The following is a 16,344-nucleotide window of genomic DNA, read 5'->3' on the forward strand; positions in this document are numbered from 1 at the left end:
CAATCTTTTTATCTTCTTGTGCATATAAGTTGTAACTTATAAAGTATTTTATCAAAATTGAGTATACCTCCAATTATTTTTTTATCTCTTAAAAATTGAATTATTTTTAGTTCTGAGGCCAATAGTTTTGAAAATAAAATTGAAAATAAAGATGATTTTTTATAATAAATGCGATAGTTAAAGGAATATTTATGATTACACCATTTAGATTTATATGGAGATACTCCTATGCCCATGTCAAAAACAGTTATTTCACTTTTTAAACACCATTTTATATTGTTTAAAGTGCAAATATCTCCCATATTATACTTAGAATATGCTGTGTCATATACTTGTATATGGCTGAGCACAGAATTTTTTTTGTGGTAGTTTAATGTTATTGCTATGGGTTTTGTATTGTTGAAAATAACATGTAATGATGCTTTTTTACTTAAAATTTTATCATAAACCTCATTTTTTATTCCTATCCAATTTTTTAGATATCTATTTAGAATTTTCTTTTGCTCAAAACGTTTTTTTAGCATTGTAAAGAATTCGTTAAAAATAATTTCAAATTCCTTTTCAGACATTTCTCCAAAAAACACTTTCTGCTTTATATCATTATCATTTAATAGTTTTCTTTCTTTAGAAAACAAGTTTTTGAGATTTCTTTTACTCAATTGGTTGTGTAAAAACTCATCTAAAGATTGGTACCTTTTTAGAAAGATCAAAGCTCCTTGATGCTGTTTTACATCTACATACTTTAAATGAGAGTTATTGCTTTCTGAGTTGATTTTAATATACCCAGGCACATCTTTTACGATAAAGGTACTTTTGTTTAAAGTAATTTGAGTTTTTTTTGTTAATTCACTTGAGTTTAGTTCGTTTACAACGCTTTTTAAATTAGGGATATATGTTTTGTCATCAACAAACAAATCAAAAATAAAAGAACTTTGAAAAAATAAACTATTAAAAAACAAACTGAATAAATTTAACTTTAAATCCTCTTTCTGTTTCTGAAAAACAAAATTTTATGGACATAATTCATTAAATCGTTCCTCCTTAGGAATAATTTAAATCTATAGTAATTAGTATAGATTTTTGACAGAATTCTAGCAATTATAGATTTACTGTCAAAATAAAGATGATATTCATACCAATATGTGTGATTTGCCCACCTTTTCTTATACTCATAGTAACCTTTAGAAAAATCTAAAGTATCAATTTTATTATCAAAGCACCATTCAAGTTGTTGCATAGTACTTACCGTTCCAAGTCTATATTTTGCATAATCTGTATCAAAAACCCTTATAACGTCAAACATTACATTTTTAGCAAAGTTTGTTAATGTTATAGCTATTGGCTTATCTTCATCAAAAATAACAAATAATGCCGCAGATTTATTTCTAATCATTGGAAGTGTTACTTTCTTGTAAAAGGCCCATTCTTGGGGCGTTAAAATATTATTGTTAATTTTTTTTCTCAAAAAGCGTTTTTTTAAAAGTGTTTTGAAATATGAAAACACATATTCATATTCTTCATTGGTTATTTGGCCATGATATATTTTGAGCTTGGAACTAATTGAGTTATCAATTTTTCTTTTGTAAGATTTAAACTTTCTTCTACTTTTTGCACTTATAACATCAAGCATGTAATCGTTTAAATTTGTGTATTCTTTTAAATGACAGCGATAACCTGGATATTGAACAATTTGAATCGATTTTAAACCAATTTTGTTGTTTAGTGTTGTGGGTTTATAATGAGTGGGTACATCATACAGAATAAAAAGTTTATTCTTGAAATCATATTTAGTAAAGTTCTTGGTGAGTTCATAAGTAATTGCTTTGGTATGAGTTTTGCCTAGGTTATAGTACACTGGCAAATACTCATTTTTTATTAGCGGTAAATTATTAAATATGTTATTTCGCCTCACGGCTTTTTCATAAGAAAAATGCTCTAGCCAAATACTTGTAAAAGCTTCAGATAAAAAAGGATTATTTTTCATTTAGTCTGGCTTTTGATTTTTTCAATACTAATTTGAGGTCCTGACATAATACTTTTGTGAACTTGATAGCACTATTAGATTCAAAATGTGATCCATCATAAGTTCTATAGGTGTTATTTGTCTCTGAATAATTTAAGAATTTCAAATTATAGGCTTTGCTTATACTATCAATATACGAATTAAAGTTTGGCCAATAATTATTTTCAAAATCTAAAAAATATTTATCGCAAGGCATTCTTACTAAAACAAGAATCCCTTTTTCTTTAAGAAATTCGATAGTCTCAATAAAATAATCTTTTCTATATGAAGAAATAATCTCATTTTTAGCTTTATCCTCGTAGAACTTGTAGTTTAATGATTTCCAGTGGTCTATATCTTTGTCAGTTATTATACTTTTCTTAGTGTTCAGTCTTATTTCATTCCAGCCATTTTCATGAGAAATCCTATTTGGCCATTGCTCGTTAACATGTAATGCATTGTATAATGAAGCAGGGTAAGTTTTAATGATGTAGTTGTAATTAGGGTTGGATGTGAAGTTATTTATCTTTCCAATGGTCAATGTTTTGTCAAATTCTGTTATCTGCTCATTTTTAATAAATCGTTTTGGAGATGTAAAATTACCAGGACTTACAGACATTATAAAAATCCCATTATCCATGTCAGAAATCTTAGCCTTAATTGCGTTTAGATAAACACTACCAAAATGAGCTTCATTTAACGCAAAGTTTACAAATGCAGAGTTACTTTCTTTAAAATTAAACAGCTCACTATCAGTTATATAAGTGGATATTCCCTCATTAGCTCTAGATAGACCTAGAATTAAATTGTTGGATTTTTGTGTAAACTTGTAATAATGTGGGTCGACATAGGTCTTACTTAGTCTATCTACCATGAAAATATAAGCAAGAATAAATACACAAGCAAAAAGCACTATTTTTAAAATAAAGGATCTAAGCATGGTTTAAAACTGAAAATAAATAAATGAGTTTTGTCTATTTATGGCAAATAGTACCATAATAATTATATAAGTTAAGCTAAGTGCGTACTTAGTGTAGGTATTTTTATTTATAAATAATTCATATATTTTATCATTTCCTTTTTTATAAAATACGTATTGTGTAAAAAGGATTAAAACAATGGATAAAAATATTTCAAAATAGTTGTTTATAATATTAAAATGCAAACTTCCAAAATTAAACATGTGCTTTAAATAAGATAAAGCATGTGAAACGTTTGGAGACCTAAAAAAAACTAATGTGAGTATTATTAAACTAATGCCGGTAAACCATCCCGTTAAGCCTCGTAACCTTTTGGAAAAACCTAAATAATCAAAAATTTTCGACCTTATTTTATTTGAAGAAATTTCGCAAACTAAAATCAATGCATTAAGTAAGCTCCATATCACAAATGTCCAGTTTGCTCCGTGCCAAAGGCCATTTACAAAAAAAACGATGCTAACAGCTAGTAGCCTTGAAATCTTTTTCCTCTTAACCAATGGTATATAAATAAAATCACGTAACCATGTCGTAAAGGATATGTGCCAGCGTTTCCAAAATTCTGCAATCGAAGTCGCAAATATTGGACGATTAAAGTTTTGAATTAAATCAAATCCCATTATTTTCGCTACCCCTATAGCTATTGAAGTATAAGCTGAAAAGTCATAATATATTTGAAAACAAAAAAATATGCTTCCCAACATTAAAGCTAAGTTATGAGGAGAATCAGGTGTACTAAATGCAGCATCAACGTATACACCTAATCTGTCTGCCACAACAAGTTTTAAAAAAAAACCCCATGCAGCAACAATAATACCTTGCTGCATATTTTTTATTGATAAAGGTGTTTTTGATTTTATCTGTGGTAACAAACGTGACGCCCTTTCTATGGGGCCAGCTACTAATTGGGGAAAAAAAGCGACGTAAAGTGCAAATTTCCCCAAATGCTTTTCAGGTTTTATAACTCCTCTATATATTTCAATCGAGTAACTCATTGTTTGAAACGTGTAGAAACTAATGCCTACAGGAAGTAAAATATTACTAAAGTTATAAGAGCTGGTTTCTTCAGCAGAGATAAGACTTACGCCAAAAAAATCGAATATACTCTGTAGGTTGGATGTGAAGAAAAATAGATACTTAAAAGATATTAAAATACCAACATTGGTTATTATGCTAAGTATTAGGTAGTTTCTTTTGATACTTTTTTTTGATGCTTTAAAAATCTTTATGCCACAAAAATAATCAACAAGGGTAGATATTATTAATAGAACAAGTAATTCAGGCTCATGAGCCATATAAAAATAATAACTTGCTGAAAGCAACCAAGCCCACCGATACCTATGAGGAATACTATAATATCCTGTGATAACAATAGGTAGGAATATTAGGAATTCAAACGAATTGAATAACATAATTATACTGTTTTGTTAAGTCTAAGCTAAATTTGGTTTTGTGAAATTAGTATTTTGTTAGCTTGTTTTTTTAAAAAATAGGTAAATGGCAAATAAAAAAGTTAAATGAATTCGTTTAATTATTAGTTTATATTTTGTTATGATGAATCTATTTGTTTGTTTTCTAATTAGTTAAGTGGGAATAGTTATTAAAACTTATTAACATATCTGCTATTTATTTCCACTGTAACCTTATTTTTGCGCTGCTATTTAAGAATTCGTAATCCAAAAGGGAATTTAATTCGTATATATTTTAATTAATAAGTTTGTTGTAAACCAACACTTACATTTAGTTTTTTTATCGATAAAATATGTATTTAATCGAAAAGACTCAATTTCAATATGTATTTTATCGAAAAAAAATAACCTTTTAACGTTTTTTAAAAAAATATAAATATTATTGCAATGAATAAAATTCCCAAATCTCAAAGAATTATGAAAAAGACATCCAATTTAATAATTTACTTTTTTCTAGCAACTATTACTTGTGTATCTTGTAATACAGAGGAATTATATGTTGAACCAGAACAGGTTGAAGAAGAAGTTGTTGACAAAACTGAAGAAGAGCCTGTAGAAGAAGAAGAGCCCGTTCAGGTAGATACAAGTTTACCATGTGATTTTGATTTAAGTAATATACAACCTAACTCAACAGTTGTTATTAATTGTATCCTAGATTTAGGGGGACAAACTATAAACCTACCAGAAAATATAACTTTTGTTTATGAAGGTGGGGATATAGTTAATGGTCAGTTAAATTTTGCCGATGGAGGTAATTTTGATACCGTGTTTATGAATTCCTCTCTAACAATAGGAGGAATTGCTCCTGCTATGAAGGATCCGGTTTTCGTATTTAAACCTGAACGATGGAAGATAGTTGAGGGTAGAGTCTCCGATGAACAAGCCAAGACCAATACTGATTTAATGGAAGAATATTTCCTAACGGTTAAAAACCTTGGAATCAGTACTTTTAAAATTGACAAGTTGGATGCTTATTTTAAAGTTGATGGTTTTCTTAATCAAGCAGTTCCGGAATTGCATGCTATAAATATTCCTTCTGATTTCAATTTAGAAATGACTTCAAACACACATTTAAGAATGCAGCCTCATGGTCACTTCAGAGCAGTGTTACTTGGTATATACGATGAAAAGAATATAAGTGTTACTGGAGGCGTTTTACATGGAGACAGAGAAGAGCATAATTATGGTTCTGGATTTGTAGACTCAGATGGTGCTACGGGTAATACACATGAATGGGTAACTGTGATGGCCATAAAAGGGGGGCAAAATATAACGATAGATAATGTGACAATGATGGATCCTGCGGGAGATTGTTTAAGTATTGCGAGTATATATCATTATTTTGACCCAAGACACATCAGATCAAAAAATATAAGTATAAATAATACAAAATTTATTAGAGCTCGTAGAACTAACTTTGTAATTACCAGTGCAGAACAGGTAACAATAGAAAATAGTGAGTTTATTGATGGAGGAATTGATATGCCTAATTCGAATGGGGCTGCCCCATCTTCAAACTTAAATTTTGAACCAGTACGAGGGAAAGATCCTGCTACTGGAGAGATTATTGAATATGAAAGAGTAAGTCACATTTACATAAGAAACAATAAACAGATTGTTAATGATAAAGCTGCTAACCCTAAAGCAGGAGACTTTCAAATATCACATGGAAACGGTCCCATTATTATAGAGGGTAATGAAATGGTTAACACAGGTATTTCTTTCACTACTGTAGACGGATTAATAATCAGAAATAACGAAATCATTAACGGAGAGATAGCTGCAGGTGGTTCTGGAAATATCAATAGAACTGACACTGTATTTGGAAACGAGATATATGGAAACACCGTTGTGACTGATAAAACAGCTATTAGTATTGCAGGAAACGGTACAACAGTGAGAAACAATACTTTTGAAGGTAAAATCGGGGCTTCTTTCGGAGCTGGGGCTACAAATACTTCAGAAGGATCATCTAATACAATATTTAGAGATAATGTGATTAAAGCTGAAAATAGAGGTATTACAAGTATGAACACCTTATCTAACGTTTTAATCGAGAACAATGAAATTATGATGTTAGCAGGTAGTACTTTTGGTCTTGTACTCACAAACAGTTGGGATAGTGTGACAGAGGAAGCGAATTTTATTGTTAGAGGAAATACTATTACTGGAACTAAATCTGGGACAGAAAGAGGGGCACCTTCCAGTGTTATAGGTGCAAACTCAATAACCCTTGAAAATAATAATATGGGAGAGATTCAGATTAATGGAGGTAGAGACATTAATGTTATTGATAATAAAATAGAGGGAAGTATTGGTAGTAATGGTGTTTTATTTTATGCAGATGCACCAAATACATTATTTGACAGTAATGAAATTACTATATACCCAACCAAAACCCCTTTAAATATCGACTGTGTTGCTATGGCTAATGGTATAAGTCTTTCTTCTACTACCTTTGAAAACCAACAGTGTATTGAAAAATAATTTTTATTATTTGGTATAGATTTGGAAATACCATTTTTGAAAACAATAAAACGACCATACTTTAAACGTATGGTCGTTTCCATTTATGTGTTCTTTTACTAAATTATTGATGTTGGCATAATCGAAAATATGTTGTTTTTCTATTAAGCCTTTATCACAATAACTCAACAATTCAGTCTTTAAAGTATTTCTTAACCAATCCCCAACAGGAACTCCAAAACCAGATTTTGGGTTGTTTAAAAAATTATCTGGAAATGCATCTTCAAAAGCCACCTTTAGGATATGTTTTTTGTCTGTTTTATTCATTAGGAATTCTTCAGGTAAAGAATTGGAAAACTGCCAAAGCTTCTTATTTAAAAAAGGAGCCCTACACTCTAAAGATGTTAACATACTTGTTCTATCTACTTTAACTAGCATATCTCCTTCTAGGCTGATATGTTTATCTATTAATCGATATTCTGTTAAATTATTAGGTGCAGAGATGCCTGTATGGTCGGCATAATATGAGAAAAGATTATCAGCTAAACGATCTTTTAATAAAAATTGAGGAAGTGCTCCCGACGAAAAACCTAAAGAAATAATATCCCAGTAGTAATTATTGGTGTAGTCTATTGAATTCAAAAGCCTGTTTATGCGAAATCTCTTCCCTCTGTTATCATGTTTCGTTTTTAAAGCGTAAGGACCTACTTTCTTTAATAACTTATGAACTGTTTTAGGTACTATTCGAGTATAATAATCATTAATCTTGCCCATATAGTATTTATTATAACCTCCAAAAACTTCATCACCTCCATCCCCAGTAAGGGCAACCTTTACGTGTTGGGATGTTTTATTTGCTACTAAATATGAAGGTAGGGAAGAAGAATCGGCAAAAGGTTCATCAAAGTTTAGAAGAATTTCATCAATATTATCTTCGAGATCAGTTTCTCCTAGTATAAATTCGTGATGATTACTATTTACAATGTTAGCAACGATTCTAGCTTTGTCTGATTCGTCATAACTTTTTTTCTCAAATCCAATTGAAAATGTATTAATTTTGGAATCACTATTTTTTGCCAGGCACCAGGTAACTACAGAAGAATCAACTCCTCCGGACAAAAATGTCCCAATCGGTACATCGGAAACCGAACGGCTATCAACACTTTCCTCTACTAACTCCCTTACCTTTAAAGAAGCCTCTTCTTTAGGCATCTCGCTTTTTTCTATACGTTCTTCTTTATCAATAATATCGATTTGATAGCTATCATTTTTTAAATCGAAGGTAATTATGTGGTTTGGTTTTAGCTTAAATACACCATCATATATTGTAAAGGGAGCGGGGATGTAGGTAAGTCTAAAATATAAATTCAGTCCAATATTATCTATCTTAGGTTTTTCTCCGATAGCATTAATTAAGGATTTAAGTTCTGATGCCCAAATAAACTTATCGTTGTGTTTGGTATAATACAATGGTTTCTCTCCAAAGAAATCACGAGCTATAAATACCTTGTCTAACTTTTTATCATAGATGCTAAAGGCAAACATCCCATCTAATCTACCAAATGCATTGGTGCCATGGAATTCATAAAGTTTTAATATGATTTCTGTATCACTTGTGGTATTGAAAACGACACCTTCAGCCTCCAGTTCTTTTTTTAGTTTTTTGTAATTATATATTTCGCCATTGAATACGATTACAATGTCTTTATCTTCACTGTACATTGGCTGATCTCCAGTACTTAAGTCTATAATAGACAATCTTCTCATACCCAGCCCCACGGAATATTTATCTGTTGCGAACGTAAAATCTCCATGAGAATCTGGACCTCTATGAATGATCAGATCATTCATTGAGGTAATTAAAGATTTTAATTCTAAATTTTCTAGCTTTTTCGATGATACGAAACCATTTATTCCACACATAAGAACTATTCTAAATTATCTAAATAAAATTTTTGTAAAACTAAAGCATTACTTTTAATATCGTAATTAGCCTCTATTATCTTCTTTTTCATATTTTCTCTTTTATAATCTATTAAATTCAATAATAGATTTGCCCATTCAACAGCTGAATCGTCTAAAGATCTGAAATGAACTAGGCCGGTTACATTTATTTTAGAGGTTACCGTATTGGAAGTCAAAATTCTTAAACCAGATGCCTGAGCTTCAATTAAAGACACAGGTAAACCTTCATATAAAGAGGGGAACAATATAATGTCCATTCCGTTTAAGAGTTCATGAACATCATTTCTAACACCTAAAAAGTGTACGTTTTTCTCCAATTTATATTTTTTTACTTTTTCTATAACCTGATTTTTCAGATGACCTTCTCCAATCAAGACCAGATCGATTTCGCTATTTTTATTGTGAATTTCATTAAAAATATCGATTAGAAAAAAGTGATTTTTCTGATCGTCAAATCTACCAACATGCCCAATAATTCTTTTATTTTCAAGATTTAGGTCTTTTTTAATTTCTTGAGCTTTATCTGAATTAAAGACGAAATTCGAGCTGTCTATGGCGTTGTTAATAACATTTACCTTATCCATCTCGTGTTCTCCAAATAACCATTTACCAGCACTGGTGCCACAAGCAAAATAGTTTGTAGCTACCTTTAGCACTTTCTTCTTTAACAAATTTTGGATGCAATCTTTAATAGTAAATACCAGACGTTTATTTGGAGCGAAAAAAGAACCGATTGTGATGGGTTCAATGGCTATATGACTGTGAGCAACACGAGTTTTAGTACCAGCCTGCTTTGCTGCTTTAAGAACATAATAGCTTAACCCGTTTAGATGGGAGTGTACAACAGAGTAATGATGTGTCTTAAAGAACTCTTTTAACTTAGCCCTATATTTAAAGGCATTATTGGGGCTTATTGGTGGCATTCTATAAATTTTACCTCCCAAACTTTCGATCTCGTCATCAAATGCACCTCTTTCTTCACGATGCAATAAAAAATCGAACTGAACTTTTGAACGATCCATATTTCGATAATAGTTCATTATCATAGTTTCAGCACCACCTCGATTCATTATTGTTAGTACCTGTAGCACACGAAAGGGTAGATTCATATTACTTCTTTTTACGCGTTCTTATTAAAATATATAAGTATAAAAGTACTCCAGGAATAGTAGCTAAAAGAACTGTTAGCTTTCTTGGTGCTTTTTTCAAATAACTAAAGTTTCCAAACATTAAATTATTCGCCACATAATGTATTGCTTTTTTAAATCGATATGAAAACGTTCTTCCATATTGTATTTCAGAAATTCTAGAAAAAGCAAAACCTTTTGGGTGTCTTTTATATTGATGAAATATATTTAAGCTAGAACCGTCCAGCATATACTCTACGATACAAAGAGGTTTGTTTAGAGTCAATAGTTCGTAGTCCTGATCTATGAGCAAATATTTGTATCCCAGTGGTACAAACCTTTCTCCTTCAAAAAGCGGATAGTTGGGGTAGGAGTTTACTATTTCCGTTCGGTATACAAGTTTCTTATCACCATAAATTTTATGTTTCTCGTACAGGTCATATAATGTTGTTTTTGTAATATCTGGTGGAATCTCGTTTCCAATAATATTATTATTCTTGTCTGCATCTAACCCTACAATTCCTGCGACACTCTCTTTTTCTGATTTTGAAAGTTTATTCCAAAAACCCAGTATATCTTTAACAGCATTGTCTGGCATAAAATCATCACTATCAATACAAACATTAAGTTCTGTATCAATTAAACTGTAGGCAGTATTATGAGCACCATGCATCCCTTGATTTTCCTGATAGTGATAGATGATTTCTATTATTTGTTCATCAATCCAGGATTTAATAAGTTCTTTGGTGTTATCATTAGAACCATCATCTATGATAAGCCATTTAAAATCTTTATTAGTTTGTCTTAATAGGCTTTCGTAACACTGATGTAAGCAATAAGCCCTATTATATGTTGGGGTAAATATAGTTATCTGTTTCATCTATCTTAAAAATGCGTAATAAATGTATGACATAAAATATGTGAATGAGAAATATGCTAAAACTGTTTTACTTATCATTAAATGCTGATTCTTAAAAAACTGTTGTTTTAGAAAAGGGTAAATTATTACTAACCCCATAATAAACCAAGACAGATATGCAAAACGGTTGGAGAAATTTGCTCTTATTACCAATACCCAAAATGAATTGGCTAATATGTATGTGGAAAAAATTCTATTATAGAAAACATCAGAAAACCCTCTTTTGATAATAAAATAAAAACCAACAGCAACGGCACCACTACTATAAATTAAGAAATCCCATCTAAAACCAGAATTAGCGAAAGCCTCATCTTTCTCACCTACTAGGTACCCTCCAAATCTATCGTCTGCAAAACCCAAACTAGCAAACAAGTTTTCCCAAAAACCTCCTAAAACTAAAGATAAAGGTATGCAAGCAACCCAAAAATAGAAAAACAATTTTGGATTATTGTAATAAAATGTTACTGCGTAAATCAATACAGGAAGTAAAAGAGTCTTATGGGTATAAATAGATAGTAACATAAGTACTATGTGTAGTACTTTATTGTTGCGATAAGCTAATGCCCATAAAAAAAATGATGTGGCCATCCCGTTTCTAATTCCGTTAGTACCATAAGTCCAAAATGAAAATGAAATGGTAAACATGAAAAAGGCATAGAACCAATATTTATCAAAAAGCTTTTTTGATAACTTAAACAAGGGAAACACATAAAGAAAGCAGCATGTAGTAAAAAAAGCATGAATCCCCATAACATTGGAACAGATTTTCATAAAATAATGAAAAAGAACATCCTTTGTTTCCTTAACTTCTCCTCCATTAATATAATATCTAAAGTGCTTTGCATAAGTACTCATATCACCGAAAAAGCGACCACTAATTGGGCGTAGTCCTACATAAAATATCAAGAAGAATAATATTAGGTAACCGAAGAATTGAATAGACCCTATATTCCTCGAATCATTTAAATTTACAGCTAACCCATTTACCATTACCAATAAAGTAGCAATAAGCATGAGGTTTATGTAAAAGTCATAATATAAGTCTAAAGGAATAAAATCTATCATAGCAAAAAAATTAAAACTTTTTAGACATTATTCTTTATTAACTTCATTGAACATTTCTATCCATTTAGCCATAACTACTTCAATATTATAATTTTTAATATTTTTTTTAGCAGCCTTTCCCATATCCAATCTTTTCCCTTTATTTTCAATTAGTTCTACAACAGAATTTGCGAAAGTATCAATATTTTGTTCCGGAATTAAAATTCCTGATTCTTTTGTAATAATATTACGTGGACCATGAGGACAATCAAAAGAAATAATTGGTAATCCACATGCCTGGGCTTCTAATAGTACCAGAGGGAAACATTCATTAAGAGAAGTCATAACAAAAAATGAAGATGACAATAGTGCAGCTTCAACATTGTTTGTATTTCCTTTTAGAATGACAATATGATTCAAATTAAGTTCATTAATTTTTTCTTTTAGATATTTTAAATAGCTCTCATCTCCATTACCGTAAACATACAGTTTCCAATCATTATGGATTTTTGCCACTTCACTCCAAATATCCATCAATATGTCAAACCCCTTAACTGGGGCAATTCTTCCAACTGTAACTGCGATTTTATTCTTTAATGCAGCACTTTTTTTAGAACTAAAAGTAGAAGGGTTAGGAATTACTACCGTATTTAAACTTTTATAATAGTTTAATTCATCTTTATTTAAAATAACTATTCTTTCATATTTTGATTCTACATAATCTGAAAATCTATAGAAATACTTTTTAAATAAGCTTTTAGTATGCTCTCTTGAATAACTCTCAATAGACTTTGAAAAGTGAAATTCTTTTATCTTAGGAATAGATTTATTTATAAAAGGAACAAAATAAGTGTCAGTACTATGACTGCAAATAGTTACAACATTCGGTTTTATTTGTGAAAGTAATCTGGAAAGTTTTATTATGTGCTTAGGAAGTTTTATCAAATTTTTTGGATGAAAATAGGATAGTCCTTCTTGGTATTGAGCCCCAACATCCACAAATACAATTTTATTATGAAAGTTATAACAACGATTCTTATTTCGCTGTTGAGTAGTGATAATTGTAACCTCATAATTCAGAGAGGCTAAATAATTAGCCTTAACGGATAGAATACGTTCGATTCCACCGTGTTTATATACCTGATCTATGATAAAAACGACTTTCATGTTTAAACTCTTACCTTGTTATTAGTCTTTTAATTTTGCAAGCTATTAAAAAGGTTTCTTTGTTATTTGCTATTAAAATGAACATTCTTTGCAAGAAACTTTTGTTTTTAGACAGTTTTATAGGATAATTGTTGTTTGTTTTAAGCTTGTCTATAATACCATTTATAAATTTGGTGTTGTATCTAAATCTGAACAAGCTAAATAAAAGCCCATATACAAAATTATCTAACCACAAAGTGAAAATCGCTTTACTTCCCGGAAAACTTGATTCGTTCTTATCCAAAAAACTTGTTAAATTCTTCAAGACAATCACAGAATCGTTTGCTAACCTTTCTAAATGTTCGTTAGTTCTAATATTGCTAATTGAGGTGGGAACAATTACATAATTATAGCCTGCTTCTTTTAGAGTTACTATTTTTTTTGAATAGAATATAGTTCTCAGGCTAAAATCAAAATCTGTTGCTGTTTTTAGTGAGGGATCAAAAGTAATTTTATTCGAAGCAATTAGCTTTCTTGAAATAACTTTAGACCATACATTATTATTAAATATCGAAGCCTCTATTAACTCATTTCTGGTGTAAGTTTTGTCTTTCAATCTAAATCTCGACACAACACTTCCATCCGGATTAACAGTTTTATAACTAAGCACAACCATTTCTGGCTTGACCTGTTTCACAACATTATAAATACTAGAAAAAATTCCTGTATCTATGTAATCATCTGCATCAATGAACCAAATATATTTTCCTGTAGCTAATTGTAATCCTGTATTTCTTGTTGCTCCTTCTCCTGAATTTTCCTGTTCATGTAAACTAATACTTTGGTTTTTCTTAGCAAGCTCTTTTAGTAAGTCAGTACTTCCATCTTTCGAGCCATCATTTATAATAATCAGTTCAACATCTTGAAATGTTTTAGTTTGTTCAACAATAGAGTTAACGCATCTCTCTATATATTTTTCCGCATTATAAACGGGTATTATTATACTAATAAGCATGATTACCTTTTATTAAAGATTTAAATAAATTATCCCATTCTTTCATTATATTTTCCGCTAAGAACTTTTTAGATCCTTCCCGTGACTTTTTTCCCATTTCAAATCTTAGATTCAAATTCTCAATTAAGAGAATAATTTTTTCAGCAAAACTTTCTATGTCTCCATTTTCTATAAGAAATCCGTCTTTACCACTATGTATAAGATCTTTAGGTCCGGATGGACAGTCGTAAGAGATACACGGCAAACCACACGATTGTGCCTCAATAATGGTCATCCCAAAACCTTCAGAGCGGGAAGGCATAACGTATATAGAAGATTCTAGATATTTCTCTTTAATATTTTTAACAGCCTTATAAAAGGTTACACTAGAATTTAATTCTAATTGCTTTGCCATGTTTATATATGTCATGTTTTGCCCATTGTTTCCAAAAACATTTAGTCTCCAATTAGAATGTTTAGAAATAACGATTTTCCACGATTTTAATAATCTGTCAAACCCCTTATTATGATTATGATGACCAACAGCTATAACATTTCTGGATTGTAAATTAGAGGTTGTCTCAGGGAAAAAGGATAAAACATTAGGAATAACAATACTGTTATTTATTTTCCATTCGTTTTTATTGCCATTGGTTAATAAGACTACTTTATCAAATTTCTTTGCTCCATAATCAAGTAAAAGATTAAGAAGCTTAAGTTTAACCTTTTTGAGTATATTACCTGTCTTGGATTCAACATGTATCCTCTTTGACGCATGTCTTTCGTAAATTAAGGGGCATTTTATTTTGAGAAAAACAGGGGCTAGTATTCCTTTAATACCATCATCACAAAATGAGATTAAATCAGGCTTTATTTCCTTTATTTTGTTTTTTAAATTCGATAAATATGAAGAAAAATAAAATATAGGATTAGTATTAATTTTTATCTTATGGAATAATATCCCCTCATTAAAATCATAAAACGGACTTTCATTTTTAGCTTGGCTCAAAGTGAGTATATGAACCTCATAATTTAAATTGTTAATCAAGTAATTAGACTTTAGAGCAAGTACTCGTTCTAATCCACCTGGGCCAGAAATATTATTGGTAATAAATAATAATTTAGTCATTACTTGATATTGATTTGCTTAAAAAGTTTTTAGATTTTTCTATTTGCTTTTCTAATTCATCAGAGGCATAGGAATAGTTCAAATCTGCATCAAAGTCACTCTCTTTACTAATTAGTAAGTGTGGTACTTTTAGAAGGGCTAACAAGTCTCTCATTCTAGTATTGATTTTATCTGACCTGTTGAATATTACAAATTTCCTTTTAAATATTATAGAAAAAGCTACAGCGTGAAAGCTATTAGCAATAACAAATTCCGCATGTCTTATGAGTGACAAAAACTTAATTGGTCCTTCAAGGAAAAAATTCTTATCAGCATAATTGACTTTTTCATTAATGGTAATGATTTTATAGGAGTATTGGTTTTTCAACCTTAGTGCAAGCCTTTTTATTTCATCATTTTGGTCAAAATCATAAATGAGAATATATTTATAATTTAAATCGGATTTTTCTAGATTAAATGTATTTATCCAAAACTCTTTTGAGAGAAGAAATACGGGATCTAGCACCTGAATGGCATCATTAATATCTAAATTGTTTAGAATTCTGACACCTGATGACTCTCTAACCGAAACGAAATCTATCTTAGAAACTTTTTCTTTAACAAAAGGCTTTATGTCTTCTTCTAGCTCATCTATGGCAAAACTGGCGGCATACGAGATTTTTAGTTTATTAGCAGGAACAAAATCTAAATAAAAAGCTGGATCCTTTCCGTTTTGAAAAAAAGAATTCCATATTTGATCACTACCGCATATGTATACATCCGCTTCTGGAACGTCATTTTTAAGTTCTTCATTGGAATGATATAGCTTAGATCCAGAATTAATGTGTTCTTTAGAAAATTTGTCGAAGGCTCTCTTTCTTTTTAAGTTATAAACTCTACTTGGAAATTTAAGAACCAAATATATTAATCTCAGAATTATGTTTTTATCAAAAAAACCATTACTAACTTTCCATAGCTTAAAATGATCACTTAGGTAGGGGGGCTTGTAGCGAATAGTCTTAGATTCGTGCCCCAATTCCTCAAGATATTTCAAAAGAGCATATTCCTGTAAACTCGCTCCATAGTTATATACTTCATGACATGTTATTGTCTTGATTTTCATAATT

Annotated in this window: 13 protein-coding genes; 1 reads left to right on the forward strand and 12 read right to left on the reverse strand. The window is 30.3% G+C overall.

Features of this window, described 5'->3' with window-relative positions; all coding sequences use genetic code 11:
* Positions 1 to 8: 8 nt before the first annotated feature.
* From JS605_RS15735 to JS605_RS15750, 4 genes are read right to left on the reverse strand one after another with little or no spacing between them, the layout of a single operon-like run.
* The gene (locus JS605_RS15735; RefSeq protein WP_203258682.1) at positions 9 to 959 is read right to left on the reverse strand and encodes a GNAT family N-acetyltransferase; all 951 of its coding nucleotides are present in this window, start codon (positions 957 to 959) and stop codon (positions 9 to 11) included.
* A gap of 17 nt (positions 960 to 976) precedes the next feature.
* Entirely contained in the window at positions 977 to 1,984 is a 1,008-nt protein-coding gene (locus JS605_RS15740) for a GNAT family N-acetyltransferase (RefSeq protein WP_203258683.1), read from the reverse strand.
* A complete protein-coding gene (locus JS605_RS15745) occupies positions 1,974 to 2,942 on the reverse strand; it encodes a hypothetical protein (protein WP_203258684.1) in 969 nt (322 codons plus the stop codon). Before JS605_RS15745 ends, JS605_RS15740 begins: the two co-directional genes overlap by 11 nt.
* Before the next feature lie 3 nt (positions 2,943 to 2,945).
* A complete protein-coding gene (locus JS605_RS15750) occupies positions 2,946 to 4,391 on the reverse strand; it encodes an MBOAT family O-acyltransferase (protein ID WP_203258685.1) in 1,446 nt (481 codons plus the stop codon).
* 474 nt (positions 4,392 to 4,865) lie between these two features.
* On the opposite strand from JS605_RS15750, the gene JS605_RS15755 reads away from it, so the two are divergent.
* Entirely contained in the window at positions 4,866 to 6,935 is a 2,070-nt protein-coding gene (locus tag JS605_RS15755; protein ID WP_203258686.1) for a right-handed parallel beta-helix repeat-containing protein, read from the forward strand.
* 6 nt (positions 6,936 to 6,941) lie between these two features.
* Here the strand turns inward: JS605_RS15755 and asnB are convergent, their stop codons facing one another.
* Genes asnB through JS605_RS15795 form a run of 8 tightly spaced genes read right to left on the reverse strand, consistent with a single transcriptional unit; the run spans position 6,942 to position 16,340 of the window.
* Positions 6,942 to 8,837, reverse strand: coding sequence for an asparagine synthase (glutamine-hydrolyzing) (gene asnB, locus JS605_RS15760; RefSeq protein WP_203258687.1), 1,896 nt, complete (start codon positions 8,835 to 8,837; stop codon positions 6,942 to 6,944).
* A 5-nt stretch (positions 8,838 to 8,842) separates the two neighbouring features.
* Positions 8,843 to 9,988: a glycosyltransferase family 1 protein gene (locus JS605_RS15765; protein ID WP_203258688.1), complete on the reverse strand. Its 1,146-nt coding sequence runs from the start codon at positions 9,986 to 9,988 to the stop codon at positions 8,843 to 8,845.
* Between the two features lies 1 nt (position 9,989).
* A complete protein-coding gene (locus JS605_RS15770; RefSeq protein WP_203258689.1) occupies positions 9,990 to 10,886 on the reverse strand; it encodes a glycosyltransferase family 2 protein in 897 nt (298 codons plus the stop codon).
* Positions 10,887 to 11,990, reverse strand: coding sequence for an EpsG family protein (locus JS605_RS15775; RefSeq protein ID WP_203258690.1), 1,104 nt, complete (start codon positions 11,988 to 11,990; stop codon positions 10,887 to 10,889).
* Between the two features lie 27 nt (positions 11,991 to 12,017).
* Complete coding sequence (locus tag JS605_RS15780) at positions 12,018 to 13,136, reverse strand: glycosyltransferase family 4 protein (RefSeq protein ID WP_203258691.1); 1,119 nt, start codon at positions 13,134 to 13,136, stop codon at positions 12,018 to 12,020.
* Positions 13,137 to 13,146: 10 nt separating this feature from the next.
* Positions 13,147 to 14,130 (reverse strand): glycosyltransferase family 2 protein, encoded by a 984-nt coding sequence (locus tag JS605_RS15785; protein WP_203258692.1) that lies wholly within the window; start codon positions 14,128 to 14,130, stop codon positions 13,147 to 13,149.
* Complete coding sequence (locus tag JS605_RS15790; RefSeq protein WP_203258693.1) at positions 14,120 to 15,238, reverse strand: glycosyltransferase family 4 protein; 1,119 nt, start codon at positions 15,236 to 15,238, stop codon at positions 14,120 to 14,122. Before JS605_RS15790 ends, JS605_RS15785 begins: the two co-directional genes overlap by 11 nt.
* Positions 15,231 to 16,340 carry a polysaccharide pyruvyl transferase family protein gene (locus JS605_RS15795; RefSeq protein ID WP_203258694.1) on the reverse strand — a complete coding sequence of 370 codons (1,110 nt, stop codon included), beginning with the start codon at positions 16,338 to 16,340 and terminating at the stop codon, positions 15,231 to 15,233. Before JS605_RS15795 ends, JS605_RS15790 begins: the two co-directional genes overlap by 8 nt.
* Between the last annotated feature and the right edge of the window lie 4 nt (positions 16,341 to 16,344).

It is taken from the genome of Hyunsoonleella ulvae (genome assembly GCF_016827605.1).
Taxonomy (GTDB): domain Bacteria; phylum Bacteroidota; class Bacteroidia; order Flavobacteriales; family Flavobacteriaceae; genus Jejuia; species Jejuia ulvae.